This window comes from Pseudomonas sp. AC016 (genome assembly GCF_979253365.1).
Genome location: NZ_CEEDCC010000001.1, coordinates 791,099 through 816,534, shown reverse-complemented (window position 1 = coordinate 816,534; position 25,436 = coordinate 791,099). Strand labels below are relative to the sequence as shown.

The window sequence follows — 25,436 nt, the reverse complement described above, 5'->3', positions numbered from 1 at the left end:
TTCAGCCTGAACACGTATTCATGACAGGGAGTTACACATGACGTTGACACAGTTTTCCAGACAACTCATTCGGGGAGCGCTGCTCTTGTCCATTCTCGGTGCGACAGCCGTTCAGGCTGTCGAAAAGCGTGACGTGATCATCGACACCGACCCGGGTGCCGACGATGTGGTCGCTTTGCTGCTGGCGTTGGCATCGCCTGAAGAACTCAATGTCATGGCGATCACCACCGTTGCCGGCAATGTGCGTCTTGACAAGACATCACGTAACGCCAGGCTCGCTCGCGAGTGGGCGGGCCGCGAGGAAGTGCCGGTGTATGCCGGTGCGCCCAAACCTCTGGTACGTACGCCAATCTATGCGGAAAACGTGCATGGCAAGGAAGGCTTGCCGGGCGTACCGGTGCACGAGCCGGCCAAAGGGTTGGCCCAGGGCAACGCCGTTGATTATCTGATTCAGACGCTCAGCAAGGCCAAGCCTCACAGCATTACTGTTGCAATGCTTGGCCCGCAGACCAACCTTGCGCTCGCATTGGTGCAGGCACCGGAGATCACCCAGGGCATCAAGGAAGTGATCGTCATGGGTGGCGCGCACTTCAATGGCGGCAACATCACTCCGGTTGCCGAGTTCAACATCTTTGCCGATCCTCATGCGGCGCAGATCGTTCTGGCCAGCGGTGTGAAGCTGACCTACGTGCCGCTGGACGTGACTCACAAGATCCTGACCAGCGAGAAGCGTCTCCAGCAGATTGCCGCGCTGAACAATCAGGCTGGCAAGCTGGTGGAAGGTATTCTCAATGAATACGTCAAGCTGGATATGGAGCACTACGGTCTGCCGGGCGGCCCGATTCACGACGCCAGCGTCATCGCTTGGATGCTCAAGCCCGAACTGTTTTCGGGCAGACAGATCAATGTGGCGATCGACAGCCGTGAAGGCATTGGTTTCGGCCAGACCGTCGCGGACTGGAACGGCACGCTCAAGCAGCCGCAAAACGTCTTCTGGGTCGAAGATGGCGACGCCCAGGGATTCTTCGATCTGCTGACCGAGCGTCTGGCTCGATTGAAGTAACGCTGTCTGGAGTCGAACGCTGTCAGGCAGGCAGCTCTGTCGTCGCGTATCGGCTCCACACCTGAGTGATAAAGGCTCGGGCACCCTCGGTGCCCAGTTCCTTGATCAACAGATCGACAGCGATGATCATCAGCTCCTCCGGTGTGCCCGGGCTGTGCGAGCAGTGGCCCTGGGGCCATTTGGCCTTGATGTCCGCATCGATTGAAATCACTGTCATGTCCGTCTCGCCTTCAAGAAAGCACCGCATTGCTCAGGCAGCCGTGCATCGCCCGTTATCCCTATGGTCAGTTGCAGTAAACCATTGTGCGAGCCGTTTGACACTTCTACTTACGCATCATGAACGCGATCTGACGTCCGTTGAAAACATGTTGTGACGATTTGCGGACGCATGGAAAAGCGGGGCGAGGCAGACTGCGCGCGCCTTGCAGACATCTTCGCTTACGAGTGGTGGCGATGACTGCAGTGCAACCAATGCGGCAAGGTGCGGTCGCACAAGGTCTGGAAAATGTTTATTGGCAGAGGAGGGTGTATGCCCTGGAAATTAGCAACAATGGGTTTTGTGGTCGTGACATCGGTTCTGGCAGGGTGCAGCAGCACGCCTGATTCGGCGCCCGAGGCCGCCGGCAAGACCGAGGCGCCCGCCGCCAGTAACGCTGTGCCGGGCCGCTGTGATGCAGAGCCTGCACAATTTGCCATTGGCAAGCAGGCATCCATCGATTTGCTGACCCAGGTACGCAGCCGTTCCGGCTCCATGGATGCACGCATTCTGGGTCCCAACGACATGGTCACGCTTGAGTACCGCTCCGAGCGCGTCAACGTCAATACCGACGCCTCTGGCAAGGTGATCCGCATCAACTGCGGCTGAACCTTGCTCATTGAGCAGGCATAAAAAAACCCCGTCAATGACGGGGTTTTTTCAAATCAAGTGGATCAGTCCACTTTGACTTCTTCTGCCTGCATGCCTTTCTGGCCTTTAGCAGCAACGAAAGAAACGGTCTGGCCTTCTTTCAGGCTTTTGAAACCGTCGCTCTGGATTGCTTTGAAGTGTACGAACAGGTCGTCACCGCCACCTTGTGGAGTGATAAAGCCGAAGCCTTTTTCATCGTTGAACCATTTTACGGTGCCGGTTTGGCGATTAGACATGGTGTATCTCCAAGAACATAATTTTCAATAGCGTGCTGCTCAGGCCAACTGGGCACACCGGCCTATCATAGTCGAAATGTACGAAAAGACAGCTATTTAGGTGGGAACTTTGAGCGTCGCGCGTAGGTATGCAGATCGTCATATTCAGGAATGGCCGAATCGGCTTGCTGGCTGGCGTGGATCCGCGCGTACGATGAGGGCGCTCAAAGCCCCGTTTAACGGGGCCTTGAATGATATTGGCACTGAAAGGATGGCACGCAACGACAGGGCGTTTTTACACGCCCGGCCGGATATTAATTTTTTGCTTTAGTGCAGTTTTCGGTGACCAGTTTCTGCAGTTTCGAGGTCAATTCCGGGCTTGGCGCAGTGCCAGTATTGTTCAGCGATGCGATTTCCTTGTCGGAGAAATGGCTGTCCACCTGTTTGGCGCCGCAGTCGCAATGCGCCTTGGCGGTCTTGTCATCCAGGTTCTGTGCCTTCGCGGCACTGATGCACTCTTGAGTGAACGTGCTGCGAGTCGCTCCGTCCATCGCGGCCTGGGCGCCCATTGGGGCCAGAATTGCAGCGCAAGCGAGGAGTGCGGACAGGCGTGGAAGCTTCATGGTGTTCTCCTTTGCTGGGGAAATTCTTGCAGGTTGACGAATAGTTCTGACGGTCTGCGGACGTACCAGTTCAGGTGCTGTGGCGATTTCATCTTCATTTGTCATGAGGTGCGACTAGACGGCTGCGCTGTGATAGGATGCGCGTCCTGTAAATTTCCAGCACCCTCTATTGGCTTTGTTTTCAGTCAGGTGCAGCAGGTTTTGTACACTCCAGTCATCTGGTCCGTTTCAAGGTTGGCCGCAAGGCTCCTGCCACTGTGAGGCAGGCGTACCACCGGATCACGTACTGGCTCATCCCAACCCACGTGACCTTTGGTAGGGGTCACCACTAGGAGAGGAGGCGCCATGCCAACTATTACTCTTCCCGACGGTAGTCAACGTTCTTTCGATCATGCGGTTTCCGTAGCCGATGTCGCGCTTTCAATTGGTGCGGGTCTGGCCAAGGCCACCGTGGCCGGCAAAGTCGACGGCAAGCTTGTCGACGCCTGCGACCTGATCGAAAACGATGCCAGCCTTCAGATCATCACCCCGAAGGATCAGGAAGGACTGGAAATCATCCGTCACTCTTGTGCTCACTTGGTAGGCCATGCCGTCAAGCAGTTGTACCCGACTGCAAAGATGGTCATCGGCCCGGTGATCGACGACGGCTTCTATTACGATATCGCCTACGAGCGCCCGTTCACGCCAGATGACATGGCGGCGATCGAGCAGCGCATGCAGCAGTTGATTGAAAAAGACTACGACGTCATCAAGAAAGTGACCCCGCGTGCCGAAGTGATCGAGGTGTTCACCGCCCGTCACGAAGACTACAAGCTGCGTCTGGTCGAAGACATGCCGAACGAGCAGGCCATGGGCCTGTATTATCACGAAGAATATGTCGACATGTGCCGCGGTCCGCACGTGCCGAACACCCGCTTCCTGAAATCCTTCAAGCTGACCAAGCTGTCCGGTGCCTACTGGCGCGGCGATGCCAAGAACGAGCAGTTGCAGCGCGTATACGGCACCGCATGGGCTGACAAGAAGCAACTGGCGGCCTACATCCAGCGTATCGAAGAGGCCGAAAAACGCGACCATCGCAAGATCGGCAAGCGTCTGGGCCTGTTCCATACCCAGGAAGAAGCGCCGGGCATGGTGTTCTGGCACCCTCAGGGCTGGACCCTGTATCAGGTGCTCGAACAGTACATGCGCAAGGTTCAGCACGAAAACGGTTACCTTGAAATCAAGACGCCGCAAGTGGTTGATCGCTCGCTGTGGGAAAAGTCCGGCCACTGGGCCAACTACGCCGACAACATGTTCACCACCGAGTCCGAGAGCCGCGACTACGCCATCAAGCCCATGAACTGCCCTTGCCACGTGCAGGTGTTCAATCAGGGTCTGAAGAGCTACCGCGAGCTGCCGATGCGTCTGGCCGAGTTCGGTGCCTGCCACCGAAATGAGCCGTCAGGTGCCTTGCATGGCATCATGCGTGTGCGTGGCTTCACTCAGGACGACGCGCACATCTTCTGCACCGAAGAACAGATGCAGTCCGAGTCCGCAGCCTTCATCAAGTTGACCCTGGATGTCTATGCCGATTTCGGCTTCAAGGACATCGAGCTCAAGCTGTCCACTCGCCCTGAAAAGCGCGTCGGCTCCGATGAGTTGTGGGATCGTGCGGAATCGGCTTTGGCCGCAGCACTCGACAGCGCAGGTCTGCCTTATGACCTGCAGCCGGGCGAGGGTGCGTTCTATGGTCCGAAGATCGAGTTCTCTCTGAAAGACTGCCTCGGCCGTGTCTGGCAGTGCGGCACCTTGCAGCTGGACTTCAACCTGCCGATTCGTCTTAGTGCCGAATACGTTTCGGAAGACAACAGCCGCAAGAGTCCGGTCATGCTGCACCGTGCAATCCTCGGTTCGTTCGAGCGTTTCATCGGTATTCTGATCGAACACTACGAAGGTGCGTTTCCGGCCTGGCTGGCGCCGACTCAGGCAGTGATCATGAATATCACTGACAAACAGGCCGATTTTGCCCTCGAAGTCGAAAAAACCTTGGCCCAAAGCGGGTTTCGTGCCAAGTCCGACTTGAGAAATGAAAAGATCGGCTTTAAAATCCGTGAGCATACTTTGCTCAAGGTTCCTTATCTCCTTGTGATAGGAGATCGGGAGGTTGAAATGCAAACTGTCGCTGTGCGGACACGCGAAGGCGCTGACCTCGGCTCGATGCCGGTCGCCCAATTCGCTGAATTCCTCGCACAAGCGGTTTCCCGGCGTGGTCGCCAAGATTCGGAGTAATTATTATTAAGCGTGAAATGAGACAAGATAAACGAGCTGCACCCAAGGCCCCGATCAATGAGAATATCTCGGCCCGCGAGGTTCGGTTAATTGGCGCTGACGGCGAGCAGATTGGCATCGTCTCGATTGATGAAGCGCTTCGTATAGCGGAAGAGTCGAAGCTGGATCTGGTAGAGATTTCTGCCGACGCAGTACCTCCTGTCTGCCGTGTGATGGATTACGGCAAGTCGATCTTCGAGAAGAAGAAGCAGGTTGCTGCAGCGAAGAAAAACCAGAAGCAGATCCAGGTTAAAGAAATCAAGTTTCGTCCAGGGACGGAGGAAGGGGATTACCAGGTAAAACTGCGCAACCTGGTACGTTTCCTGAGTGACGGGGACAGGGCCAAGGTATCGTTGAGATTCCGCGGTCGTGAGATGGCCCACCAGGAGCTGGGTATGGAATTGTTGAAGCGGGTTGAAGGTGACCTTCTCGAATACGGTTCCGTTGAACAGCATCCTAAGATGGAAGGACGCCAGCTGATCATGGTCATCGCCCCGAAAAAGAAGAAGTAACCACCAGGGCACGGCAGGCCTTGCGGTTATGTTTATCAACTGAATGCGGAGTATCCGAACATGCCAAAGATGAAGACTAAAAGTGGTGCAGCTAAGCGGTTTCTGAAAACTGCTAACGGCATCAAGCACAAACACGCTTTCAAGAGCCACATCCTGACCAAAATGTCGACAAAGCGTAAGCGTCAACTGCGCGGAAGCAGCCTGCTGCATCCGTCCGACGTGGCAAAAGTCGAGCGCATGCTGCGCCTTCGTTAATTTTGATCAAGATATAGAGGAAGTAACTCATGGCTCGTGTTAAGCGTGGCGTCATTGCCCGTAAGCGTCACAAGAAAATTCTGAAACTTGCAAAAGGCTACTACGGCGCGCGTTCACGCGTATTCCGTGTTGCCAAGCAAGCGGTAATCAAGGCAGGCCAATACGCCTACCGTGACCGTCGTCAGAAAAAACGTCAGTTCCGCGCTCTGTGGATCGCCCGTATCAACGCTGGTGCTCGTGTTAACGGTCTGTCCTACAGCCGTTTCATTGCCGGCCTGAAAAAAGCGTCCATCGAGATCGACCGTAAGGTTCTGGCTGATCTGGCAGTGAACGAAAAAGCGGCGTTTGCTGCGATTGTCGAGAAAGCTAAAGCCACTTTGGCCTAAGTCCCCGACAATCACTGGCCCCGGTTTTCCGGGGTCGGTGTTGAACGTCATAAATAGGGGAAGAGCCTTCAGCTCTTCCCCTATTTCGTATCTGGAGTCTGTACATGGAAAACCTGGACGCGCTGGTCTCTCAAGCTCTTGAGGCTGTGCAAAGCGCCGAAGATATCACTGCCCTGGAGCAAATCCGGGTTCACTACCTCGGCAAGAAAGGCGAGTTGACTCAGGTGATGAAGACCCTGGGGAACCTGCCTGCTGAAGAGCGTCCGCAAGTCGGTGCGCTGATCAACGTTGCCAAGGAGCGTGTCACAGAGGTCCTCAATGCACGCAAGGCATCGTTTGAGCAGGCAGAACTGACTGCCAGACTCGCGGCCGAATGCATCGACGTGACCCTGCCGGGCCGCGGTCAGACCTCAGGTGGTCTGCACCCGATCACCCGCACTCTGGAGCGGATCGAACAATTCTTCACTCACATTGGCTACGGCATCGCCGAAGGCCCTGAGGTCGAAGACGATTACCACAACTTCGAGGCGCTCAACATCCCTGGCCACCACCCGGCGCGGGCGATGCATGACACCTTCTATTTTAATGCGAACATGCTGTTGCGTACCCACACCTCCCCGGTGCAGGTGCGGACCATGGAATCGAAGCAGCCGCCGATCCGGATCGTTTGTCCGGGCCGTGTCTATCGCTGCGACTCGGATATCACCCACTCGCCGATGTTCCACCAGATCGAAGGCTTGCTGGTTGACCGTGATATCAATTTCGCGGACCTGAAAGGCACCATCGAAGAGTTCCTGCGCGTGTTCTTCGAGAAAGAGCTGGCCGTTCGCTTCCGTCCTTCGTTCTTCCCGTTCACCGAGCCATCGGCGGAAGTCGACATGGAATGCGTGATGTGCAGCGGCAAAGGCTGCCGTGTCTGCAAACAGACCGGCTGGCTGGAAGTCATGGGCTGCGGCATGGTCCACCCGAACGTGCTGCGCATGTCCGGTATCGATCCTGAAGAATTTCAGGGTTTTGCATTCGGCATGGGCGTAGAGCGTCTGGCCATGCTGCGTTACGGCGTCAATGATTTGCGCCTGTTCTTCGACAACGACTTGCGATTCCTCGCGCAATTTCGCTAGGTCGCACGTAACGAATCTTTCAGGAGAGCAGGATGAAATTCAGTGAACAATGGCTGCGCGGCTGGGTAAGCCCGCAGGTTTCCCGCGACGAGCTGGTTGCTCGTCTGTCGATGGCCGGTCTTGAGGTTGACAGCGTCACGCTGGCCGCCGGCGTCTTCACCGGTGTCGTGGTCGGCGAGGTGCTGAGCACCGAGCAACACCCTGATGCCGACAAACTGCGTGTTTGCCAGGTCAGCAATGGCACCGAGACTTTCCAGGTCGTCTGCGGCGCGCCCAATGTGCGCCCGGGTCTGAAGATCCCGTTCGCCATGATCGGTGCCGAGCTGCCGGGCGATTTCAAGATCAAGAAAGCCAAGTTGCGTGGCGTCGAGTCCAACGGCATGTTGTGCTCCGCTGCCGAATTGCAGGCCGGCGAGGGCAACGATGGCTTGATGGAACTGGCTGCTGATGCGCCGGTGGGTCAGGATATTCGTGTCTATCTGGGGCTGGACGATGCCAGTATCGAGGTCGATCTGACCCCGAACCGTGGCGACTGCCTGTCGGTTGCCGGTCTGGCCCGTGAAGTTGGCGCGCTCTATGCCGCTGAAGTCACGCGTCCACAGGTGGCAACCGTTGCTGCCGTGCACGACGAAGTTCGCCCTGTGGAAGTGCTGGCACCTGCGGCTTGCCCACGCTATCTGGGCCGCGTCATCCGCAATGTCGATCTGTCTCGTCCGACCCCGTTGTGGATGGTCGAGCGCCTGCGTCGTTCCGACGTGCGCAGCATCGATGCCGCTGTCGACATCACCAACTACGTGATGCTGGAACTGGGTCAGCCGCTGCATGCATTCGATCTGGCTGAAATCAACGGCGGGATTCGCGTACGCATGGCCGAGGAGGGCGAGAAGCTCGTTCTGCTCGATGGCCAGGAAGTCAGCCTGCGTGCCGACACCCTGGTCATTGCCGACCACCAGCGCGCGCTGGCGATTGCCGGTGTCATGGGTGGCGAACACAGCGGCGTGACCGCTGGCACGCGCGACATTTTCCTGGAAAGTGCCTTCTTCGACACCATCTCGGTGGCTGGCAAGGCGCGTTCCTATGGTCTGCACACCGACGCATCCCATCGTTACGAGCGCGGTGTCGACTGGCAACTGGCTCGCGAAGCGATGGAGCGGGCAACCGGTCTGCTGCTGGAAATCACGGGTGGCGAAGCCGGTCCTGTGGCCGAAGTGGTCAGCGAAAAGCACTTGCCGTCCGTGGCTCCAGTGACACTGCGCGCGAGCCGCGTCGAGCAAATGCTCGGTCTGGTGATCGAGAATGCCGAAATCGAGCGCTTGCTCAAAGCGCTGGGTCTGGGTGTCTCGGCCGAAGCGAATGGTCAGTGGCATGTCACCGTTCCAAGTCATCGTTTCGACATCAGCCTTGAAGTCGACCTGATCGAAGAGCTTGCGCGTCTGTATGGCTACAACCGTCTGCCGGTTCGTTACCCGCAGGCCCGTCTGGCGCCGCAGGCCAAGGCCGAAGCCCAGGGCTATCTGCCTGAATTGCGCCGCCTGTTGGTTGCACGTGGCTATCAGGAAGCGATCACCTACAGCTTCATCGATCCCAAGTGGTTCGAACTGTTCACGCCAGGCGTCAAGCCGCTGTTGCTCGCCAACCCGATCTCCAATGACATGGCCGCCATGCGCGCCTCGCTCTGGCCGGGTCTTGTCAAGGCGTTGCAGCACAACCTCAACCGTCAGCAGGATCGTGTGCGGATGTTCGAAAGTGGCTTGCGTTTCGTCGGGCAACTGGAAGGTCTGAAGCAAGAGCCGATGCTGGCGGGTGTGGTGTGCGGCAGCCGCCTTCCGGAAGGCTGGGCGCAAGGCCGTGACGCTGTCGATTTCTTCGACGTGAAAGCCGATGTGGAAGCTGTATTGGGTTTCGCTGGCGCACTGGGCGATTTCAGCTTCACGCCGGGCGAGCATCCTGCGCTTCATCCGGGCCAGACCGCGCGTATTCTGCGCGATGGTCGTGAAGTCGGTTTCCTGGGCGCAATTCACCCTGAGCTGTCGAAGAACCTGGGGCTGGATCGTCCCGTATTCGTTTTCGAGCTGGTTCTGGGTGAAGTCGCCAAAGGCCGTCTGCCGAAATTCCACGAGCTGTCGCGCTTCCCTGAAGTGCGCCGCGACCTGGCACTTCTGGCCGATCGGGATGTCTCTTCCAGTGCGGTAATGGACGTTATTCGTGAAAATGCAGGCGAATGGCTCACAGACCTCAGGCTATTTGATGTTTATCAGGGTAAAGGCATTGATCCGCATAGAAAAAGCCTTGCGGTCGGCTTGACCTGGCAGCATCCATCGCGCACTCTTAATGACGATGAGGTCAACGCAACGACACTTGCCATCCTCACCTCACTTGAGGAGAGGTTAAACGCCACATTAAGGAAGTAGCGTATGGGGGCTCTGACGAAAGCTGAAATGGCCGAACGTCTGTACGAAGAGCTGGGCCTGAATAAACGAGAAGCCAAGGAATTGGTGGAGCTGTTCTTCGAGGAAATCAGGCACGCTCTGGAAGACAACGAGCAGGTAAAACTGTCCGGTTTCGGCAATTTCGACCTGCGAGACAAACGCCAGCGGCCTGGGAGAAATCCCAAGACCGGCGAAGAAATTCCGATCACGGCACGCCGTGTGGTCACCTTTCGTCCAGGGCAGAAGTTGAAGGCCCGAGTTGAGGCATATGCTGGAACCAAGTCATAACGACGAGCTGCCGCCGATTCCTGGCAAACGCTACTTCACCATCGGTGAGGTGAGCGAGCTCTGCGCGGTGAAACCGCACGTTTTGCGCTATTGGGAGCAGGAATTTCCTCAGCTCAACCCCGTAAAACGCCGCGGAAACCGTCGGTATTATCAGCGCCAGGATGTGCTGATGATCCGCCAGATTCGCGGCTTGCTATACGACCAGGGCTTCACCATCGGCGGTGCGCGTTTGCGCCTCACCAACGGTGAAGTCAAGGACGATACCCAACAGTACAAGCAGATGATCCGACAGATGATTGTCGAGCTGGAAGACGTACTGGTCATGCTCAAGTCGTAACCGAGCCAACCAGATACTTCCATAATTCAAAAGCTTAGGGTATATTCCTCGAAGTTTTCGCAAGACGCGAAACAGTTTCACGCCTAGTCGGGGCGTAGCGCAGTCCGGTAGCGCACTAGCATGGGGTGCTAGGGGTCGAGTGTTCGAATCACTCCGTCCCGACCATATTTTTCAATGACTTAGCCCAATCTGAAAAGGTTGGGCTTTTTCATGGGCGGGACTTTTGCAGAGGATAGGCCAGTGGTGATTCAGCCTCTTTGCGGATCAATAAGCACGAGCAAGGCAAGCAGCATAATCCCCGGTTTCGAATCTGCCGATGACCGGCAACCAATAAGTCTGCCAATCGTCTATTCTCGGTGAAACGATTTTGTCAGGTGGAATACAAGATGTTTTCAAAGTCCGATCTCCAACGAGTCCTTGAGACCGCTTTTTTGCCCTCCAAGTGCGAATGCGTCATGGGTGCGAACGAGAGCTTTTCGGTCAAGCTTCTCCACCCAGAGTCAGGCGAGCTTCAACTGTATGTAACGGGCATGCCGCTATCGGACCTTGCCACCAGCCGGTCCATCGCCAAATTGGTACTCTCACTGAAAGAGCAGAGAGACCTCATGGGGCAGATGGAGTTGTCGATGAAGCGACTGGCTTAGCGTAACGAAAAAGCCCGGCGCTGGGCCGGGCTCGTCTTATTTGCAGGTGCCGCCCTTGTGGTGCGAACCTGTTCCCCCAGTCGGATGTGTGCCCTTGGGGCAGGCTGAAGCAGAGACTGAAACGATTGAAAGTAGAGCGATAAGTCCGGCTACAGCTATCTTTTTCATGATGCCTCCTTGCACTGTGGTATGCAGTACAAGGCTATCGGCGCTGATTGTGTCTTCTTGACCAGCTTGGCGCTTATCCGCACCCGGGCGTAGGACTTGGCCAAGAGGCCGATTTTTACCCATTTGGCCTCACTTGCGCCGCACCTGTGGCGCAACGCCTGTCAAATACAGGCGGGCAGTCGCCCAGGCGAGGTGCAATGCCCGACGCAACACCACCGCATCAGTGCCCATTGTTCTCACCGACACCCCGCAATCACTCGGCAAGGCACTGACCCCCACGTAGCTGTCAGTTAGCCCGCGTAACGCCTCTCGCAACCCCGTCTTTATCTCTTCTAATGGCAGCCCGTGGCCGAGCAGCATGAAAGTGGCGACGGCTTCAAATGGGCCGCTGACACCCGGCAGGCGCCGTTGCAGGTCTTCGCCTGTCAGGGCCAGCCTATCTCCGGCCAAGAGCCGCCCAGTTGGGCAACGTACTTCAAGATCGGCGCGGTAATAGCCCGGCAGTCCGTCTGTGCCGTGCGGCGTGTGCACGCAGAATGCATCGCAGAGCAGGACGCGAGCGTTCGGGTGCAAGGTCACTAGCACTTGGCTGTGCAGGCGGGCCTGGGGGAACAGGATGGTTGCCATCGGCAGGTATTCCAGCAGCGCGCCGGTCTCGGCCACCAGCGTAACAGTCTGGCGTGCGGGTTGTTCGAGCATGCTGTGGACGATGGTCGCCGCGCCTGTACTGACATGCACTTGCGTGTCGGCCTCGGCGTGCAGACGCAGATGCAGGTGCTCTCCGGCGAACAGGCCTCCCGAGCAGGATTGCAGATAGACCGCGGCCATGCCGGGTGGATCCTGGGGCAGTTTCAAGGTCCGGCCCAAGTGGAAGGGATAGCCCACTTCATGACGCGAGACGTAGCTGATCCCCGACGGTGCTCTGCTGAAGCTGATCTGTGCTGCCGGGCGCGTCTGCACGGGCACAATGGGTTGACGGGCGTTCATGCTCGGTCGAACAGCACGGCACGGCTGATCGCCTCGACCACTGCATCGACGCCATCCCCGGTGCTGCAGTTGGTGAACAGCACCGGGCGGTCGTCGCGTGCTTCGGCAGACTCACGTCGCATACGCGGTAAATCGACACCGACATAGGGCGCCAGATCGTATTTGTTGACCACCAGCAGATCACAGCTCAGCACGCCAGGCCCTCGTTTGCGCGGAATATCATCACCACCGGCGACGTCGATGACGAAAATCCAGTAATCCACCAGATCCAGCGAGAAGGTCGAAGCCAGGTTGTCGCCGCCGGATTCGATCAGTACCAGATCGAGGTTCTTGAAGTGCGCTTCCAGTTCATCGGCCATTTGCAGGTTGAGTGTAGGGTCCTCCCGAATCGCTGTATGCGGGCATGCACCCGTTTCCACCGCGCGCACTCGCATGGGGTCGATCAGACCGCTGCGCTGCACGCGTTCGGCGTCTTCGCGGGTCGCGAGGTCATTGGTGATGATGGCCAGCTCGATTCCGCGGGCGATGAAGCGTGGAATCAGCTGTTCCAGCAGGCGGGTCTTGCCCGAGCCGACCGGGCCACCGATGCCGACACGTGCAGCGCCGCGATTAGGCTGTGAAGCGGACAGGGTTGGCGCACTCAATGGCAGATTCATGATCAGGCTCCTTCGGGCATGGACTCAGCGCAGCATGTAGCGTTGAGCGAGCGGGACTTCGCTGACCGGATCACAGAACAGCCGCTCGCCGTCGGCGTACACGTCGAACGTCTGTGGGTCGACGCGAATGTCCGGGCAAGCATCGTTGTGCAGCATGTCGGACTTGCGCAGGGTGCGGGTGCCGAACGCGGGCAGCAGCGCTTTCTTCAGGCCCAGCTTGCTGGCCGTGTCGGCCTCGACGGCCAGCCGGTTGACGAAGTTGACTGACAGCGCCTTGCTCGCTTCACCGAACGCGCCCCATTGCGGGCGCATCACCAGCGGTTCGCAGGTGTAGAGCGAGGCGGCCGAGTCACCCATCACGCCGTGCACGATGAAGCCACCCTTGACCACCAGTTCCGGCTTGATACCGAAAAAGGCCGGCCGCCACAGCACCAGATCGGCCAGCTTGCCCGGCTCCAGCGAGCCGATGTAGCTGTCAATGCCGAACACGCGTGCGGCATTGATGGTGTATTTGGCGATGTAGCGTTTGATACGTTCGTTGTCGCCCAGAGCGGTGGCTTCTTCCGGCAGGCGACCGCGCTGATCTTTCATCTTCGACGCCAGTTGCCAGGTGCGACAGATGACTTCGTTGATGCGGCCCATCCCTTGACTATCCGAGCCCAGAATCGAGATCGCGCCAGTGTCGTGCAGGATGTCTTCGGCGGCGATGGTCTGCGGCCTCACGCGGGATTCGGCGAACGCCACGTCTTCCGGCACGTCCGGATTGAGGTGGTGGCAGACCATGATCATGTCCAGGTGTTCGTCGAAGGTGTTGATCGTGTAAGGGTTGGTCGGGTTGGTGGAGGAGGGGATGCAGTTCGGCTTGCCCGCCACGCTGATGATGTCCGGCGCATGCCCACCGCCCGCGCCTTCGGTGTGGTACATGTGGATCGTGCGGTCGCCGATGGCGGCCAGGGTGTCTTCCAGAAAACCCGATTCGTTGAGCGTGTCGGTGTGCAATTGCACCTGAAAGTCGTATTCGTCGGCAACTTTCAGGCAGGTGTCGATCACCGCAGGCATCGCGCCCCAGTCCTCATGGATTTTCAGCCCCAGGCAGCCGCCGCGCAGTTGCCCGAGCAGTGATTCGGGCTTGCTCGAATTGCCGCGTCCGAGAAAGCCGAAGTTGATCGGCCAGTGCTCGGAGGCCTGCAGCATCTTGCCCACGTTCCACTCGCCACCACAGTCGATACCCACGGTGATCGGGCCCAGCGAGCCGCCGATCAAGGTAGTCAGTCCGGCCGCCAGCGCGTGGTCGCACAGTTGCGCCGAGTCGAAATGCACATGCACATCGATGCCGCCGGGTGTAACGATCAAACCTTCGGCATCGCGCACGGTGGTGGCGACGCCGCAGATCAGTTGCGGGTGCACGCCGTCCATGATTTGCGGGTTGCCTGCCTTGCCGATGGCAACGATCTTGCCGTCCTTGATGCCGATGTCGCCTTTGACGATGCCGATCACCGGATCGATGATCAGCGCGTTGCAGATCAACATGTCGAGGGCGCCGTTGTCGCTTTCGTGACCCGGCATCAGGCCCATGCCGTCGCGCAGAGTCTTGCCGCCGCCGTGCAGGCACTCGTCGCCGGGTACCGCGTGGTCGAACTCGACCTCGGCAAGCAGCGAGGTATCACCCAGCCGGATCGCGTCGCCCTTGGTGGGGCCGTACATCGCGGCGTATTCCTTGCGGGTCATCGTGGCCATGGGTCAGGCTCCCTTGAAGCGCTGGGCGCGTGCACGGTCCAGCGCCATGCGCTTGCAGGCCGGGTCGTGCAGGTTGCCATTGGTCAGGCCGCTGAAGCCGTGAATGTCGCCGGTGCCGCCGAACTGCACCAGTTGCACCTCACGCAATTCGCCGGGTTCGAAGCGCACAGCGGTGCCTGCTGGAATGTCCAGGTGCATGCCGAAGGCGATGTCGCGGGGGAAATCCAGCGCCTTGTTGACCTCGAAAAAATGGTAGTGGCTACCGATCTGCACGGGGCGGTCGCCGGTATTCAGGGCGCGCAGCGTTGCAGTGGGTCTGCCGCCGTTGAGCTGGATATCGCCTTCAGGCGCAAGAATCTCGCCGGGCGTGGGCATCTCCGCCAGCGGCAATCGGCCGGGGCGAATCGGTTGATGAACCGTGACCAGCTTGGTGCCGTCCGGAAACGTACCTTCGACCTGTAGCACCGGCAGCAACTCGGCAACGCCGGGCATCACGTCATCAGTGTTGAGAATCGTCGAGCCGAAGCCGATCAGTTCGGCAACGCTGCGTCCCTCGCGGGCGCCTTCCAGAATTTCGTCGGCGATCAGCGCCGAGGCTTCCGGAAAGTTCAGGCGCAGGCCCTTGCTGCGGCGTTTGCGTGACAGTTCGGCAGCGGTGTAGAGCGTGAGGCGCTCAAGCTCGGTGGGGGTCAGCAGCATGGCGTGGCTCCTGCGGGCAGGTGATCAATTGGCAAACAGGCGCAATTCTTGGGTTTCGTGGCGCATCACAGCGATCTCGGCCATCGGCGTAAAGCCGCTGGCGTTGTCCGGCTCGGGCGCTGCGTCAGCCAGCAGTTGCGTGATCAAAGGTTGAATGGCGGTCAGCACCCGCTGAGCATCAATGTGGCCCATGACGCCGAGGCGTACAGCGGCGCTGACCAGTCCGGTGCACAGGCCGTGGGCCGCCGCCAACTGACAATGTTCAAGCTGCATGCCCAGCTGTTTCCAGATCAGGCCCTGCAGAACGGGCAAGTGCCCCGGCGTCTCGCCGGCCAGCACCTGCTGCTGATAGCGCTCGGCGCCGGGCGTACCAAGAGCCACGTGAACGCCCAGCAACGCCTGGCCGACACGCCGTGAACCCTGACGCAGCTCTTCGGCCATCGTCAGCGCTTCGACCTGAGCATCCAGCGCCATCAAGTGATCCAGATTGTCGGCCGACTGCCAGGCAGCGACCAGAAAGGCCCGGTCAAAGCTGTGCCAGCGGTGACGCAGTTGACCTTCGACAAAACCGCAGACTTCAGCGCTGCGATCCGGACGTGTTTGCCGCTGGCGGCGTCGCGGCGGGACTCGTTCGATTGGTCCCAGATGGCCGTCCGCCTTGAGGGTTTCCAGCCCCCACGACCAGGCTACGGCACCCGTGGGGAAGAAACTGTCGGCCTGCTGCAGGGCCAGCAGGGCGCTGCCCAGATCGTCAAGAAGGGCGTTCATGCGCGCGACACCCGGCCGTCAGCAATCATGGGCGCCAGGCGTTCAAGATAATCGGCTTCAGGCCCGTTGAGCGGGATCTGCAAGGTGTCGCCAGCAAAACGCACCGCCCAGTGCATATTGCCTGCGAAGTAACCCAGTTCCAGCGCCGCTGCCACATCACGCGGCCGCAGGCTCAGGTACTGCTGATCCTGCATCTGCACGACGATGGCGCGCTGGCCGTCGAGCATCAGCACCGAGCCGTTGCGCAGGTGTTGATGCCGCTCCAGACGAATCGCGCAGTCGGTGCCCCGGTCGCTGGCCAGCCGCAGGCGATGGCGCTGGATGTCATTGCCGGACAGGCTCAGTGTTTCCACCTGCCCGTTATGGCTCAGGTCATGAAGCCGCTCGGCGAGGGCCGGGTCGCTGGCCTGGCCGAGGATGCGGTCGAGTATCAGCATGGCGTGTTCTCCCGTGCCGGTTCAGATGGTGAGGTAACGCAGGATGCGCTCGCGGTCGACGGTTTCGCGCACTTCGCTGTGCACGAACTCGCCCTTTTCGATGATCAGGTAACGGTCGGCCACTGCCATGGCGAACGACAGCACCTGCTCGGACACAATCAGCGAAAAGCCACGTTCCTTCTTGAGCAGGTTCAGGGCCCTGGCGATGTCCTTGATGATCGACGGCTGGATGCCTTCGGTGGGTTCGTCGAGGATCAATACCTTGGGGTTGGACACCAATGCGCGAGCGATGGCCAGTTGCTGCTGCTGGCCGCCGGAGAGGTTGCCGCCCTTGCGCCTGCGCATTTCGAACAGCACCGGAAAGTACTCGAAGATGTAGTCGGGAATCGCTGCAGCGGGTGCGCCCTGCATGCCGGTCAGGATGTTTTCCTCGACGCTCAGGTACGGAAAAATCATTCGGCCCTGTGGCACGAAGCCGACGCCTGCAGCAACGCGTTCATAGCTCTTGCTGCCGGTCAGCTCCTGCCCGGCCAGCTTGATGCTGCCGCTGCGGGTCGGCAGCATGCCCACGAGGCTGCGCAGCAGCGTGGTCTTGCCCATGCCGTTGCGGCCCATGATCGCCAGCGATTCGCCCGGCGCAAGGTCAAGGCTGAGGTTGCGCAGCACGTGGCTGTCGCCGTAATAGACGTTCAGTTCAGTGACATTCAGCATGTTCAGTGCCCCAGATAGACGTCGATGACGCGAGGATCGTTCTGCACCTGATCCATCGAGCCGTAGGCCAGAGTCTTGCCCTGATGCAGCACGGTGACCTTGTCGGCCACCGACTTCACGAACTCCATATCGTGCTCGATGATCACCATTGCGCGGCCCTTGGCGATCAGCTTGAGCAGGCCTGCGGTTTTCTCCCGCTCGCCTGCACTCATGCCCGCCACCGGTTCGTCCAGCAACAGCAGTTCCGGACGCTGCATCAGCAGCATGCCGATCTCCAGCCACTGTTTCTGACCGTGGGACAGCAGCCCGGCCTTGCGGCCCAACTGGTCCTTGAGAAAGATCATCTCGGCGGTCTGCTCGATTTCGGTCTGCAAGGCGGTGTTCTTTCCCGCGAACAGGCAGTTGAAGATGCCGCGTTTGTCCGGCGAGGAGATGTCCAGGTTCTCGCGCACGGTCAGGTCTTCGTACACCGACGGGTTCTGGAACTTGCGACCGACGCCCGCTCGGGTGATCTGGTACTCGATCATGTTGGCCAGTTGCAGGTCCTTGAAGCGAATACTCCCGGCGCTCGGGCGGGTCTTGCCGCAGATCATGTCCAGCAGCGTGGTCTTGCCTGCGCCGTTCGGGCCGATCACCACATGCACCTGGTTTTCTTCGACATAGAAATTGAGGTTGTCCACGGCCTTGAAACCGTCGAACGACACCGTCAGGTCTTCGACACTCAGTAGCAGCGCGCCCATCAGTTCGCCTCCTTGTTGTTCAGTCGTTGCAGCAGACCGGCCAAGCCTGCGGGCAGAAACAGCACCACGCCCATGAACAGAAAGCCGATGAAGTACTGCCAGAAGCTGACGAAGTTTTCCGACAGGTAGGTTTTCGCCGTGCCGATCAGCAGCGTGCCGTAGACCGCACCGACCAGCGACAAACGTCCGCCCAGCGCTGCGTAGATGACGATTTCAGTCGAGGGAATGATGCCCACCAGCGAGGGCGATGCCAGACCGACCTGCAGGGTGAACATCACCCCGCCCAGCGCCGAGATCAGCGCGGCGACGGCAAAGATAAAGGCCTTGAACAGGGCGGTGTTGTAGCCGGAGAAACGCACCCGGTCTTCGCGGTCGCGGATCGCCACGATCACCTTGCCCAGACGGCTGCGCAGAATGAAGCCGCACATCGCGACGCAGGCCAGCAACAGCAGGGTGGTGATCAGGTACAGGATCCAGGGCGTCTGCGGCGTTTGCAGGCTCAGGCCGAAGACGGTCTTGAAATCGGTCAGGCCGTTGACCCCGCCGGTGTAGCCTTGCTGGCCGATGATCATGATCGACATGATCGAAGCCAGCGACAGGGTGATGATCGAGAAGTACACGCCGCCTACGCGTTTCTTGAAGTAGGCGTAGCTGAACAGGAACGCCAGCAACGCCGGAAGAATCAGGATCGCCACCAGCGTGAAGGTTGCCGACTCGAATGGTTTCCACCACCACGGCAGCGACTCGACGCTGTTCCAGATCATGAAGTCGGGCAGCGCCGAGCCGTAGAAGGCGGCGAGGGCGCTGGCGGCCTCGTCCGTGGCGGTGGCTTCGAGTTTCAGGTACATCGCCATCATGTAACTGCCCAGGCCGAAGAAGATCCCCTGGCCGAGACTGAGGATGCCGCCGTAGCCCCAGATCATCACCATGCCGACTGCGCAGAATCCCAGGCTCAGGTATTTGCCTGCGAGCCCCAGACGGAAGTCGCCCAGGCACAACGGCAACACCACCAGCAGCAGAACCGAGAGCCAGATGAGGCTGTAGCGCTCCAGCAGTGCCAGCCAGCCACCGTTGAGCCAGCCGGGGCGGGAGGTCGTTGTACGGGGCAGGGCTGGCGGCTTTTCAGTCATGTCATTCATCTCAACGTCTCACTTTCGTGGCGAACAGGCCGTTGGGGCGGAAGAACAGCAGCACGATCACCACCAGCAGCGTCATGGCCTTGGCCATGGAACCGGTGGTGAGGTATTCCAGCGAAATCTGCGTCTGGCCGATGGCGAAGGCTGACAGGAAGGTGCCCAGCAAACTCTCCACGCCGCCGAACACGACCACGATGAAGGTGTCCACCAGGTACTGCTGGCCGCTGACCGGGCCGGTGGAGGCGAGCATGGTGAACGAACTCCCGGCGATGCCGGCCAGCCCGCACCCCAGCGCGAAGGTCACCGAATCCACCCGTGCGGTATTGATCCCCGCAGCACCGGCCATGGCGCGGTTCTGGGTCACAGCGCGAATGCGCAGGCCCCAGCGGCTGCGGTAGAGAAACAGGAAAACGGCAGCGGCAATGACGAACGTCAGGCCGATGATGAAAATCCGGTTGATCGGCAGCTCCAGGCCTTCGCTGACTTTCCACGCGCCCTGCAGCCATTGCACGGTCGGCACGCTGACTTCCTTGGGACCGAAGACCTGACGGAAGACCTGTTGCAATACCAGCGACAGGCCCCAGGTCGCCAGCAGCGTGTCCAGCGGGCGGTTGTACATGAAACGGATGAAACAGCGTTCAAGCAGAAAGCCGAAGGCGAAGGTCACCAGGAAGGCGACGCCGATCGCGACGATGAAGTACCAGCCCATGAGTTCGGGCAGGTAGCGCTGAAACACCACCGACGTGACGTAGGTCATGTACGCCCCCATCGCCATCAGTTCGCCGTGGGCCATGTTGATCACGCCCATCAGGCCGAACACGATGGTGAGCCCCAGCGCCATGAGCACCAGCACCGAGAACAGCGAGAACCCGCTGAAGACTTGCATTACCAGCGTATCGAAAGTCATGGCGTCGCCACCTGTCGCTGAAGGTTGAAAGAGGCGGGCGTGGATTGGCTCACGCCCGCGCAGGTGTCAGAGTTTCGGGAACGGGTTGGGCTCGATGGGCGCGGACTCGTAGATCACGTCGACCTGACCCTGCGCGTTGAGGGTGCCGATGCGTGCGCGTTTCCACAGGTGATGGTTGTCCTTGTGCACCTTGATCTCGCCTTCAGGCGCATCCAGTTCCATTTCCGAGGACGCGGCGATGACGTTCGGCACGTCGAAACTGCCCGCTTTCTCGACGGCCTTTTTCCACAGGTACACGGCGGTGTAGGCGGCTGCCATCGGGTCGCCGATCACGCGTTGCTGGCCATAACGGGTCTTGAACGCCTGAACGAATTCTTCGTTGACCGGGTTTTTCAGACTCTGGAAGTAGCTCATGCAGGTCAGGAAACCGGTGAGGTTTTCGGCGCCGATACCGGTGACTTCTTCTTCCGTCACGGCGAGCGCCATCAGGGTCTGGTTGCTGCTGTCGATCCCGGCGGCCTTGAGCTGTTTGTAGAACGCCACGTTGGAGCCGCCGACGATGGTGGAAATCACGATGTCAGGCTTGGCGACCTTGATCTTGTTGATCACCGAGGAGAACTCGATGGCGCCCAGTGGCAGGTAATCCTCGCCGACAATCGAGCCGCCTTGCTTGGTCACCGACACGCGCGCCAGCTTGTTGGTGGTGCGTGGCCAGATGTAGTCCGAGCCGACCAGATAGACGCTTTTGCCCTTGTTTGCCATCAGCCAGGTGACGGCTGCCAGGGTCTGCTGCGAGGCCTCGGCGCCGGTGTAGATAATCGCCGGGGATTTTTCCAGACCCTCGTAGAAGGTCGGGTAGTAGAGCAGGCCCTTGTTGCGTTCGAAGACCGGCAGCACAGCCTTGCGTGAAGCAGAGGTGAACGCGCCGAAGGTCACCGCGACCTTGTCGTTTTCCAGCAGCTTGCGCGCCTTCTCGGCGAAGGTCGGCCAGTCACTGGCACCGTCTTCGACGATCGGTTCGATGGTCTTGCCCAGCACGCCACCGCTGGCGTTGATTTCATCGATGGCCAGTTTTTCGGCATCCACCACCGAGGCTTCACTGATGGCCATGGTGCCGGTGAGCGAGTGGATGATCCCCACTTTCACGGTCTCGGCTGCCTGCGCCTGACCGATCAGGGAAAACGGCAGCAGGCTCATGGCGCTCAGCAACAGCGCATGCTTGATCAAACGGCGTTTGTCGTTATGCATTCACTTCTCTCCCAGAAATAAAAAAAGCCCGACATTCCGTCCTGCGAACAGGCGGAAGGTCAGGCTTTTGTGCCGAATCTGGCGGGACAGACGATGTCCGATCCAGTCGTACGCGAGGTGTCTCCTTACTTGCCATGAGGGCGTAGGGCAGGCAGCTGGCGCGATGTCTCTGAAAGGTCATAGCAAGGCCGGTGCCAAGTGCCAAATACCGGCTATGGCTTGCTTTGCAGCGCGTTGCCAGAGCGCCCCTTCATTAATTGCACGCGCGCAAGGGCCTGCGCCGCTTTGGCGCGAGAGCAGGGCGGCACGCACCAAAAACGTGACCGGAAACGTATGCCAGTCCGTGCATTTGCTGTCGATTATTGATCGTGTGCACGCTGGCCCGCTCCCTGCATGGGCTTGAACGACACCTTCGCAGGGTCCCTTGTCACACGCCCATCCCCGGCAGGTGTGGAAGGCCCCTCGCATGCGCTGGCCCTGACACTGTTGTCACGCCAGCCCAGGCACAACCGCCTGAGAGCCGCCGCTGAATCTCGCGGTTTTCGCTCAGCCCTTTTATGCATGAACCCCAGGACCCCGGCCAAAGGCGGGCGTCTCATCTCACGCTGAACAAGGTTTATTGGCATGGTTGACCAGTCGATCCGCATAGGCGGTCTGTTTTCAAACACCGGGGTCACGGCCGCAGGCGAGTGCTCGACGATGCGCGGCGCGCAGTTCGCCATTCATCAGATCAACGCAGCCGGTGGTGTGGATGGCCGGCCACTGGAAATGATTACCCGCAACCCCGATTCCACGCCCGCGCTGTTTGCCATGCATGTCGAGTCGCTGATTCGCGAAGAGAAGCTGAAGTTCTTTTTCGGCTGCTACACCTCGGCGGCGCGCAAGGCCGTGTTGCCAGTCGTCGAACGTTACGACGCCTTGCTGCTGTACCCCGTGTACTACGAGGGCTTCGAGTACTCACGCAACATCATCTACACCGGTGCCACGCCCAATCACAATGCCGTGCCGTTGGGCAATTACATGTTCGAGCACTTCGGCAACCGCGTGCTGATGATCGGCTCCGAATACGTCTATCCGTACGAAACCAACCGTCTGATGAGCGACCTGCTGTACGAGCGCGGCGGGCAGAAACTGGGCGAGTATTACCTGCCGCTCAAAAACGCCCGTCCTGAAGATTTCGCCAGACTGATGATCAAGGCGCGGGAACTCAAACCCTCGTTCATCTTCTCCACAGTGGTTGGCGAGACCATGGCCCATCTGTATCAGGCCTACGCCGACGCAGGTTTCGATCCGGCTGCCATGCCGATTGCCAGCGTCACCACCAGCGAAACCGATATTCAACAGATGGGCGTGCATCTGGGCACCGGGCATATCTCGGCGGCGAGTTATTTCCAGTCCATCGACACACCGCTCAATCGCCAATGCATCGCCGAATACCGAGAGCTGTTCGGCCAGCACCAAGTGACCGACCGCTGCTGGGAAGCGGCGTATTTTCAAGTGCACCTGCTGGCCAAGGCCATCAGCCGTGCCGGCAGCACTGAGGTGGAAGCGGTGCTGCAGACCATGCGCGGTCTGGAATTCGACGCGCCTCAAGGACGAGTGAGAATCGATGAAAACAACCACCACACCTACCTGTACTCACGGATCGGACGCGCCAACGCCGACGGTCAGTTCGACATTCTTTACGAGAGCCAGAAAGCGCTCAAACCCGACCCCTATGCCATTGCGCCCGATTTCAGTGGCTGGTCCGGTCTGGCCGGGAGGCGTCCATGACCCTGCGTGCTGCCAAGAAACGCCTGCGCAACGACAGCGCAGGCGGCATCAAGGACCTGCGTGACATCAGCGTGCTGGTGATGCACCCGGATGACGAAGACGGGCGAAATCTGATTGCGCAGCTGCAGCGCATCGGCTGTCAGGTACGCGTGCAATGGCCGATCCCGGAGCGCCTGCACAGTGAGGCGGACGTGATCGTGCTGGCGATATCGCCGGAAAGCCTGTCGACCAATACGCCCTGGCTGCTGCACAGCGCGACCCCGCCGATCATCCCGGTGATCGCCTACGAAAATCCTATCATCGTCGAGGCGCTGGTCCAGTTGAACGCCTGCTCGGTGATCCCTTCACCCGTCAGATCCTTCGGGCTGCTCACCGCGCTGACCATCACCCTGAGCCATGCGCGCAAGACCCGCGAACGGGAAAAGCACGTCAAGCGCCTGGAAGGACGCATGGCGGTCATGCGGACTGTGCAGCAGGCGAAAATCATCCTGATGGAAACCAAGGGGCTGTCGGAAATCGACGCCTACAACGCACTGCGTGATCAGGCCATGAGCAAGCGCGAACCGGTGGAGAAAATCGCCGAGGCGCTGGTGAAGGCCCATGAGTTGTTTCAACAGGCCTGTTCCTGATCATTTGTTGAGCGTCAGGCCATAGCACCTGATCCTCTTCTGCGTGGACGTTTGCCATACGCCCTGAACCGGCAGGTATGGAACACCACGTGGCGACCGGCATGGACAACGGCGTCCTCCGGAACGAGCTTGAGCCCGTGCACTCGGCACCGGCGGCTCCTACCGTCATCTGGAGAACATCATGTCCATCAAACGCCCTGAAAATGCCGATTTTCTGCTTGCCGCCCAGGACCATGGCTACGACCTGTCCGACAGCCAGATGCAGGCGTACCTGAATCTCGCCGACAAGAGCCTGAATTCCTACGAAGCCATTGATGCGCTGTACGCTGCCCATGTCGCTCAGCCAACACCGCTGCGCGAGCACAGCAAGCCGCTGCCCGCCGAAAACCTGCACGCCGCCTGGTATGTGAAAACCCACATTACGGGTGCCGCTGAAGGGCCGTTGAAGGGCCGGACCGTGGTCATCAAGGACAACGTCTCGGTGGCGGGCGTGCCCATGGCCAATGGCTCGTTGAGCCTGGAAGGCTACGTGCCGTCCGAAGACGCCACCGTGGTCAAACGCCTGCTGGCAGCGGGTGCCACGGTGGTTGGCAAGTCGGTGTGCGAAGACCTGTGCTTTTCCGGTGCCAGCTTCACCTCCGCCAGTGGTGCGGTGAAGAACCCGTGGGACATGACCCGCAACGCGGGCGGCTCGTCCAGCGGCAGCGCGGTACTGGTTTCTCTTGGCGAAGTCGACATGGCCATCGGTGGCGATCAGGGCGGATCGATCCGCATGCCGTCTGCCTGGAGCGGCATCGTCGGCCACAAACCGACCTACAGCCTGGTGCCTTACACCGGCGCGTTTCCCATCGAACGGACCATCGACCACGTCGGCCCGATGGCCAACACCGTGCGCGACTGCGCCTTGATGCTGGATGTGATCGCAGGCGCCGACGGACTGGATTCGCGGCAGAAAAATCCGCCGGCAGTCAATTGCCTTGCGACGCTGGATCAAGGCGTTGCCGGCTTGAAAATCGGTCTGCTGCGTGAAGGTTTTGCGATTCCCGGCATGTCCGAGCCGCAGGTGGACGCATTGGTCAAAGCTGCCGTCGCGCAGCTTGAAAGCCTCGGCGCGATTGTCGGCAAAGCCAGTGCGCCATGGCATTCGGGTGTTGCGCTGGACATGTGGAACGTGATCGCCACCGACGGTGCTGCGTACCAGATGCTGCAAGGCAACGGCTATGGCATGAACGTCGATGGTTACTACGATCCAGAGATCATGAGTTACTACGGTGCCAAACGCCGTGAGCACGCCAACTCGCTCTCGCACAGCGTGCGCGCGGTGGCGTTGACCGGTCACTACAGCCTGAAGAACCTGCATGGCGCCAGCTACGCCAAGGCGCGCATGCTGGTGCCGGAACTCACGCGTCAGTACGACGAAGCGTTCAAGTCATTCGACGTGCTGGTGATGCCGACCATGCCGTTCGTGGCGACGCCCCTGACCGCACCGGACGCACCCATCGAGGAATACGTACACAGCGCACTGAACATGCTGGCCAATACCGCACCGTTCGACATCACCGGCCACCCGGCAACGTCGATTCCCGCCGGATTGGCCGATGGTTTGCCGGTGGCCATGATGATCGTCGCACCACGCTTTAAGGACGCACTGGCGTTGCGGGTGGCGCAGGCTTACGAACAGGTCCGGGGTGAGTTCCCCAAGCCGCCGCGCTCGTCGTGACACACAAATCCGCCTCGACACTGATCGTGCCCA

The 25,436-nt window shown here is 59.6% G+C and carries 28 protein-coding genes and 1 tRNA gene; 15 read left to right on the top strand and 14 right to left on the bottom strand.

Annotated elements, in window-relative coordinates; translation table 11 throughout:
* Positions 1–37 precede the first annotated feature (37 nt).
* The gene (locus AC0IXS_RS03455; RefSeq protein ID WP_004886941.1) at positions 38–1,063 is read left to right on the top strand and encodes a nucleoside hydrolase; all 1,026 of its coding nucleotides are present in this window, start codon (positions 38–40) and stop codon (positions 1,061–1,063) included.
* Between the two features lie 22 nt (positions 1,064–1,085).
* On the opposite strand, the gene AC0IXS_RS03450 is transcribed toward AC0IXS_RS03455, so the two are convergent.
* Positions 1,086–1,280: a hypothetical protein gene (locus AC0IXS_RS03450; protein ID WP_025994992.1), complete on the bottom strand. Its 195-nt coding sequence runs from the start codon at positions 1,278–1,280 to the stop codon at positions 1,086–1,088.
* 312 nt (positions 1,281–1,592) lie between these two features.
* On the opposite strand from AC0IXS_RS03450, the gene AC0IXS_RS03445 reads away from it, so the two are divergent.
* Positions 1,593–1,928, top strand: coding sequence for an I78 family peptidase inhibitor (locus AC0IXS_RS03445; protein ID WP_122669265.1), 336 nt, complete (start codon positions 1,593–1,595; stop codon positions 1,926–1,928).
* A gap of 65 nt (positions 1,929–1,993) precedes the next feature.
* Here the strand turns inward: AC0IXS_RS03445 and AC0IXS_RS03440 are convergent, their stop codons facing one another.
* On the bottom strand, positions 1,994–2,206 hold the full coding sequence (locus tag AC0IXS_RS03440) for a cold-shock protein (protein ID WP_004886948.1): 213 nt from the start codon (positions 2,204–2,206) through the stop codon (positions 1,994–1,996).
* A gap of 293 nt (positions 2,207–2,499) precedes the next feature.
* Entirely contained in the window at positions 2,500–2,808 is a 309-nt protein-coding gene (locus AC0IXS_RS03435) for a hypothetical protein (protein ID WP_122669264.1), read from the bottom strand.
* A gap of 345 nt (positions 2,809–3,153) precedes the next feature.
* Between AC0IXS_RS03435 and thrS the strand changes: the two genes are divergently transcribed.
* From thrS to AC0IXS_RS03385, 10 genes are all read left to right on the top strand, one after another.
* Positions 3,154–5,076 (top strand): threonine--tRNA ligase, encoded by a 1,923-nt coding sequence (gene thrS / locus AC0IXS_RS03430; RefSeq protein ID WP_025994994.1) that lies wholly within the window; start codon positions 3,154–3,156, stop codon positions 5,074–5,076.
* On the top strand, positions 5,076–5,627 hold the full coding sequence (gene infC / locus AC0IXS_RS03425; protein ID WP_170969009.1) for a translation initiation factor IF-3: 552 nt from the start codon (positions 5,076–5,078) through the stop codon (positions 5,625–5,627). The genes thrS and infC overlap by 1 nt, the downstream gene beginning before the upstream one ends.
* A 60-nt stretch (positions 5,628–5,687) precedes the next feature.
* Positions 5,688–5,882 (top strand): 50S ribosomal protein L35, encoded by a 195-nt coding sequence (gene rpmI, locus AC0IXS_RS03420; RefSeq protein ID WP_002553160.1) that lies wholly within the window; start codon positions 5,688–5,690, stop codon positions 5,880–5,882.
* Between the two features lie 29 nt (positions 5,883–5,911).
* Positions 5,912–6,268, top strand: coding sequence for a 50S ribosomal protein L20 (gene rplT / locus AC0IXS_RS03415; protein ID WP_002553161.1), 357 nt, complete (start codon positions 5,912–5,914; stop codon positions 6,266–6,268).
* A 104-nt stretch (positions 6,269–6,372) separates the two neighbouring features.
* On the top strand, positions 6,373–7,389 hold the full coding sequence (pheS, locus tag AC0IXS_RS03410) for a phenylalanine--tRNA ligase subunit alpha (RefSeq protein WP_057408695.1): 1,017 nt from the start codon (positions 6,373–6,375) through the stop codon (positions 7,387–7,389).
* A gap of 32 nt (positions 7,390–7,421) precedes the next feature.
* On the top strand, positions 7,422–9,800 hold the full coding sequence (pheT, locus tag AC0IXS_RS03405; RefSeq protein ID WP_122689696.1) for a phenylalanine--tRNA ligase subunit beta: 2,379 nt from the start codon (positions 7,422–7,424) through the stop codon (positions 9,798–9,800).
* Between the two features lie 3 nt (positions 9,801–9,803).
* Positions 9,804–10,106 carry an integration host factor subunit alpha gene (ihfA, locus tag AC0IXS_RS03400; RefSeq protein ID WP_002553164.1) on the top strand — a complete coding sequence of 101 codons (303 nt, stop codon included), beginning with the start codon at positions 9,804–9,806 and terminating at the stop codon, positions 10,104–10,106.
* Positions 10,087–10,443 (top strand): MerR family transcriptional regulator, encoded by a 357-nt coding sequence (locus tag AC0IXS_RS03395; RefSeq protein WP_043306438.1) that lies wholly within the window; start codon positions 10,087–10,089, stop codon positions 10,441–10,443. The genes ihfA and AC0IXS_RS03395 overlap by 20 nt, the downstream gene beginning before the upstream one ends.
* 88 nt (positions 10,444–10,531) lie before the next feature.
* Positions 10,532–10,608, top strand: a tRNA-Pro gene (locus AC0IXS_RS03390).
* 221 nt (positions 10,609–10,829) lie between these two features.
* Positions 10,830–11,087 carry a DUF1652 domain-containing protein gene (locus AC0IXS_RS03385; RefSeq protein WP_122669262.1) on the top strand — a complete coding sequence of 86 codons (258 nt, stop codon included), beginning with the start codon at positions 10,830–10,832 and terminating at the stop codon, positions 11,085–11,087.
* A gap of 297 nt (positions 11,088–11,384) precedes the next feature.
* Here AC0IXS_RS03385 and AC0IXS_RS03380 read toward each other — a convergent pair whose 3' ends face one another.
* The 11 genes from AC0IXS_RS03380 to urtA all read right to left on the bottom strand — a co-directional run bounded on the left by AC0IXS_RS03380 (position 11,385) and on the right by urtA (position 21,281).
* Positions 11,385–12,242, bottom strand: coding sequence for an urease accessory protein UreD (locus tag AC0IXS_RS03380; protein ID WP_471823767.1), 858 nt, complete (start codon positions 12,240–12,242; stop codon positions 11,385–11,387).
* Positions 12,239–12,898, bottom strand: coding sequence for an urease accessory protein UreG (gene ureG / locus AC0IXS_RS03375; RefSeq protein WP_122669259.1), 660 nt, complete (start codon positions 12,896–12,898; stop codon positions 12,239–12,241). Before ureG ends, AC0IXS_RS03380 begins: the two co-directional genes overlap by 4 nt.
* Positions 12,899–12,922: 24 nt before the next feature.
* Positions 12,923–14,635: an urease subunit alpha gene (ureC, locus tag AC0IXS_RS03370; protein ID WP_122669258.1), complete on the bottom strand. Its 1,713-nt coding sequence runs from the start codon at positions 14,633–14,635 to the stop codon at positions 12,923–12,925.
* A 3-nt stretch (positions 14,636–14,638) separates the two neighbouring features.
* Positions 14,639–15,334, bottom strand: coding sequence for an urease subunit beta (locus AC0IXS_RS03365; RefSeq protein ID WP_057408701.1), 696 nt, complete (start codon positions 15,332–15,334; stop codon positions 14,639–14,641).
* Between the two features lie 24 nt (positions 15,335–15,358).
* On the bottom strand, positions 15,359–16,102 hold the full coding sequence (locus AC0IXS_RS03360) for an urease accessory protein UreF (RefSeq protein ID WP_191957750.1): 744 nt from the start codon (positions 16,100–16,102) through the stop codon (positions 15,359–15,361).
* Positions 16,099–16,539, bottom strand: a complete 441-nt coding sequence (gene ureE, locus AC0IXS_RS03355) for an urease accessory protein UreE (protein WP_122669256.1) — start codon at positions 16,537–16,539, stop codon at positions 16,099–16,101. The genes AC0IXS_RS03360 and ureE overlap by 4 nt, the downstream gene beginning before the upstream one ends.
* Before the next feature lie 21 nt (positions 16,540–16,560).
* A complete protein-coding gene (urtE, locus tag AC0IXS_RS03350) occupies positions 16,561–17,250 on the bottom strand; it encodes an urea ABC transporter ATP-binding subunit UrtE (RefSeq protein WP_122669255.1) in 690 nt (229 codons plus the stop codon).
* Between the two features lie 2 nt (positions 17,251–17,252).
* Positions 17,253–17,990 (bottom strand): urea ABC transporter ATP-binding protein UrtD, encoded by a 738-nt coding sequence (urtD, locus tag AC0IXS_RS03345; protein WP_024696091.1) that lies wholly within the window; start codon positions 17,988–17,990, stop codon positions 17,253–17,255.
* A complete protein-coding gene (urtC, locus tag AC0IXS_RS03340) occupies positions 17,990–19,129 on the bottom strand; it encodes an urea ABC transporter permease subunit UrtC (RefSeq protein WP_057408706.1) in 1,140 nt (379 codons plus the stop codon). The genes urtD and urtC overlap by 1 nt, the downstream gene beginning before the upstream one ends.
* 1 nt (position 19,130) lies before the next feature.
* Positions 19,131–20,033, bottom strand: coding sequence for an urea ABC transporter permease subunit UrtB (gene urtB / locus AC0IXS_RS03335; protein ID WP_004886981.1), 903 nt, complete (start codon positions 20,031–20,033; stop codon positions 19,131–19,133).
* Positions 20,034–20,099: 66 nt separating this feature from the next.
* Positions 20,100–21,281 (bottom strand): urea ABC transporter substrate-binding protein, encoded by a 1,182-nt coding sequence (gene urtA, locus AC0IXS_RS03330; protein ID WP_471823763.1) that lies wholly within the window; start codon positions 21,279–21,281, stop codon positions 20,100–20,102.
* Between the two features lie 624 nt (positions 21,282–21,905).
* Here urtA and AC0IXS_RS03325 point away from each other — a divergent pair.
* The 3 genes from AC0IXS_RS03325 (at position 21,906) to AC0IXS_RS03315 (ending at position 25,403) form a co-directional block, all read left to right on the top strand.
* Complete coding sequence (locus AC0IXS_RS03325) at positions 21,906–23,054, top strand: transporter substrate-binding domain-containing protein (protein ID WP_471823762.1); 1,149 nt, start codon at positions 21,906–21,908, stop codon at positions 23,052–23,054.
* Complete coding sequence (locus tag AC0IXS_RS03320) at positions 23,051–23,683, top strand: ANTAR domain-containing response regulator (protein WP_122410098.1); 633 nt, start codon at positions 23,051–23,053, stop codon at positions 23,681–23,683. Before AC0IXS_RS03325 ends, AC0IXS_RS03320 begins: the two co-directional genes overlap by 4 nt.
* Before the next feature lie 181 nt (positions 23,684–23,864).
* On the top strand, positions 23,865–25,403 hold the full coding sequence (locus tag AC0IXS_RS03315) for an amidase (protein ID WP_471823760.1): 1,539 nt from the start codon (positions 23,865–23,867) through the stop codon (positions 25,401–25,403).
* Positions 25,404–25,436 lie beyond the last annotated feature (33 nt).

What these genes read in the sequence shown, in the direction of transcription:
- urtE (WP_122669255.1), bottom strand. Translation starts at nt 17,250, where the DNA reads ATGCTGAATGTCACTGAACTGAACGTCTATTACGGCGACAGCCACGTG.
- ureG (WP_122669259.1), bottom strand. Translation starts at nt 12,898, where the DNA reads ATGAATCTGCCATTGAGTGCGCCAACCCTGTCCGCTTCACAGCCTAAT.
- ihfA (WP_002553164.1), top strand. Translation starts at nt 9,804, where the DNA reads ATGGGGGCTCTGACGAAAGCTGAAATGGCCGAACGTCTGTACGAAGAG.
- AC0IXS_RS03440 (WP_004886948.1), bottom strand. Translation starts at nt 2,206, where the DNA reads ATGTCTAATCGCCAAACCGGCACCGTAAAATGGTTCAACGATGAAAAA.
- AC0IXS_RS03455 (WP_004886941.1), top strand. Translation starts at nt 38, where the DNA reads ATGACGTTGACACAGTTTTCCAGACAACTCATTCGGGGAGCGCTGCTC.
- urtD (WP_024696091.1), bottom strand. Translation starts at nt 17,990, where the DNA reads ATGGGCGCGCTGCTACTGAGTGTCGAAGACCTGACGGTGTCGTTCGAC.
- AC0IXS_RS03385 (WP_122669262.1), top strand. Translation starts at nt 10,830, where the DNA reads ATGTTTTCAAAGTCCGATCTCCAACGAGTCCTTGAGACCGCTTTTTTG.
- AC0IXS_RS03450 (WP_025994992.1), bottom strand. Translation starts at nt 1,280, where the DNA reads ATGACAGTGATTTCAATCGATGCGGACATCAAGGCCAAATGGCCCCAG.
- rpmI (WP_002553160.1), top strand. Translation starts at nt 5,688, where the DNA reads ATGCCAAAGATGAAGACTAAAAGTGGTGCAGCTAAGCGGTTTCTGAAA.
- urtB (WP_004886981.1), bottom strand. Translation starts at nt 20,033, where the DNA reads ATGACTTTCGATACGCTGGTAATGCAAGTCTTCAGCGGGTTCTCGCTG.
- AC0IXS_RS03320 (WP_122410098.1), top strand. Translation starts at nt 23,051, where the DNA reads ATGACCCTGCGTGCTGCCAAGAAACGCCTGCGCAACGACAGCGCAGGC.
- urtC (WP_057408706.1), bottom strand. Translation starts at nt 19,129, where the DNA reads ATGAATGACATGACTGAAAAGCCGCCAGCCCTGCCCCGTACAACGACC.
- urtA (WP_471823763.1), bottom strand. Translation starts at nt 21,281, where the DNA reads ATGCATAACGACAAACGCCGTTTGATCAAGCATGCGCTGTTGCTGAGC.
- ureE (WP_122669256.1), bottom strand. Translation starts at nt 16,539, where the DNA reads ATGCTGATACTCGACCGCATCCTCGGCCAGGCCAGCGACCCGGCCCTC.
- AC0IXS_RS03315 (WP_471823760.1), top strand. Translation starts at nt 23,865, where the DNA reads ATGTCCATCAAACGCCCTGAAAATGCCGATTTTCTGCTTGCCGCCCAG.
- thrS (WP_025994994.1), top strand. Translation starts at nt 3,154, where the DNA reads ATGCCAACTATTACTCTTCCCGACGGTAGTCAACGTTCTTTCGATCAT.
- AC0IXS_RS03395 (WP_043306438.1), top strand. Translation starts at nt 10,087, where the DNA reads ATGCTGGAACCAAGTCATAACGACGAGCTGCCGCCGATTCCTGGCAAA.
- AC0IXS_RS03380 (WP_471823767.1), bottom strand. Translation starts at nt 12,242, where the DNA reads ATGAACGCCCGTCAACCCATTGTGCCCGTGCAGACGCGCCCGGCAGCA.
- rplT (WP_002553161.1), top strand. Translation starts at nt 5,912, where the DNA reads ATGGCTCGTGTTAAGCGTGGCGTCATTGCCCGTAAGCGTCACAAGAAA.
- ureC (WP_122669258.1), bottom strand. Translation starts at nt 14,635, where the DNA reads ATGGCCACGATGACCCGCAAGGAATACGCCGCGATGTACGGCCCCACC.
- AC0IXS_RS03445 (WP_122669265.1), top strand. Translation starts at nt 1,593, where the DNA reads ATGCCCTGGAAATTAGCAACAATGGGTTTTGTGGTCGTGACATCGGTT.
- AC0IXS_RS03325 (WP_471823762.1), top strand. Translation starts at nt 21,906, where the DNA reads ATGGTTGACCAGTCGATCCGCATAGGCGGTCTGTTTTCAAACACCGGG.
- AC0IXS_RS03365 (WP_057408701.1), bottom strand. Translation starts at nt 15,334, where the DNA reads ATGCTGCTGACCCCCACCGAGCTTGAGCGCCTCACGCTCTACACCGCT.
- pheS (WP_057408695.1), top strand. Translation starts at nt 6,373, where the DNA reads ATGGAAAACCTGGACGCGCTGGTCTCTCAAGCTCTTGAGGCTGTGCAA.
- AC0IXS_RS03360 (WP_191957750.1), bottom strand. Translation starts at nt 16,102, where the DNA reads ATGAACGCCCTTCTTGACGATCTGGGCAGCGCCCTGCTGGCCCTGCAG.
- AC0IXS_RS03435 (WP_122669264.1), bottom strand. Translation starts at nt 2,808, where the DNA reads ATGAAGCTTCCACGCCTGTCCGCACTCCTCGCTTGCGCTGCAATTCTG.
- pheT (WP_122689696.1), top strand. Translation starts at nt 7,422, where the DNA reads ATGAAATTCAGTGAACAATGGCTGCGCGGCTGGGTAAGCCCGCAGGTT.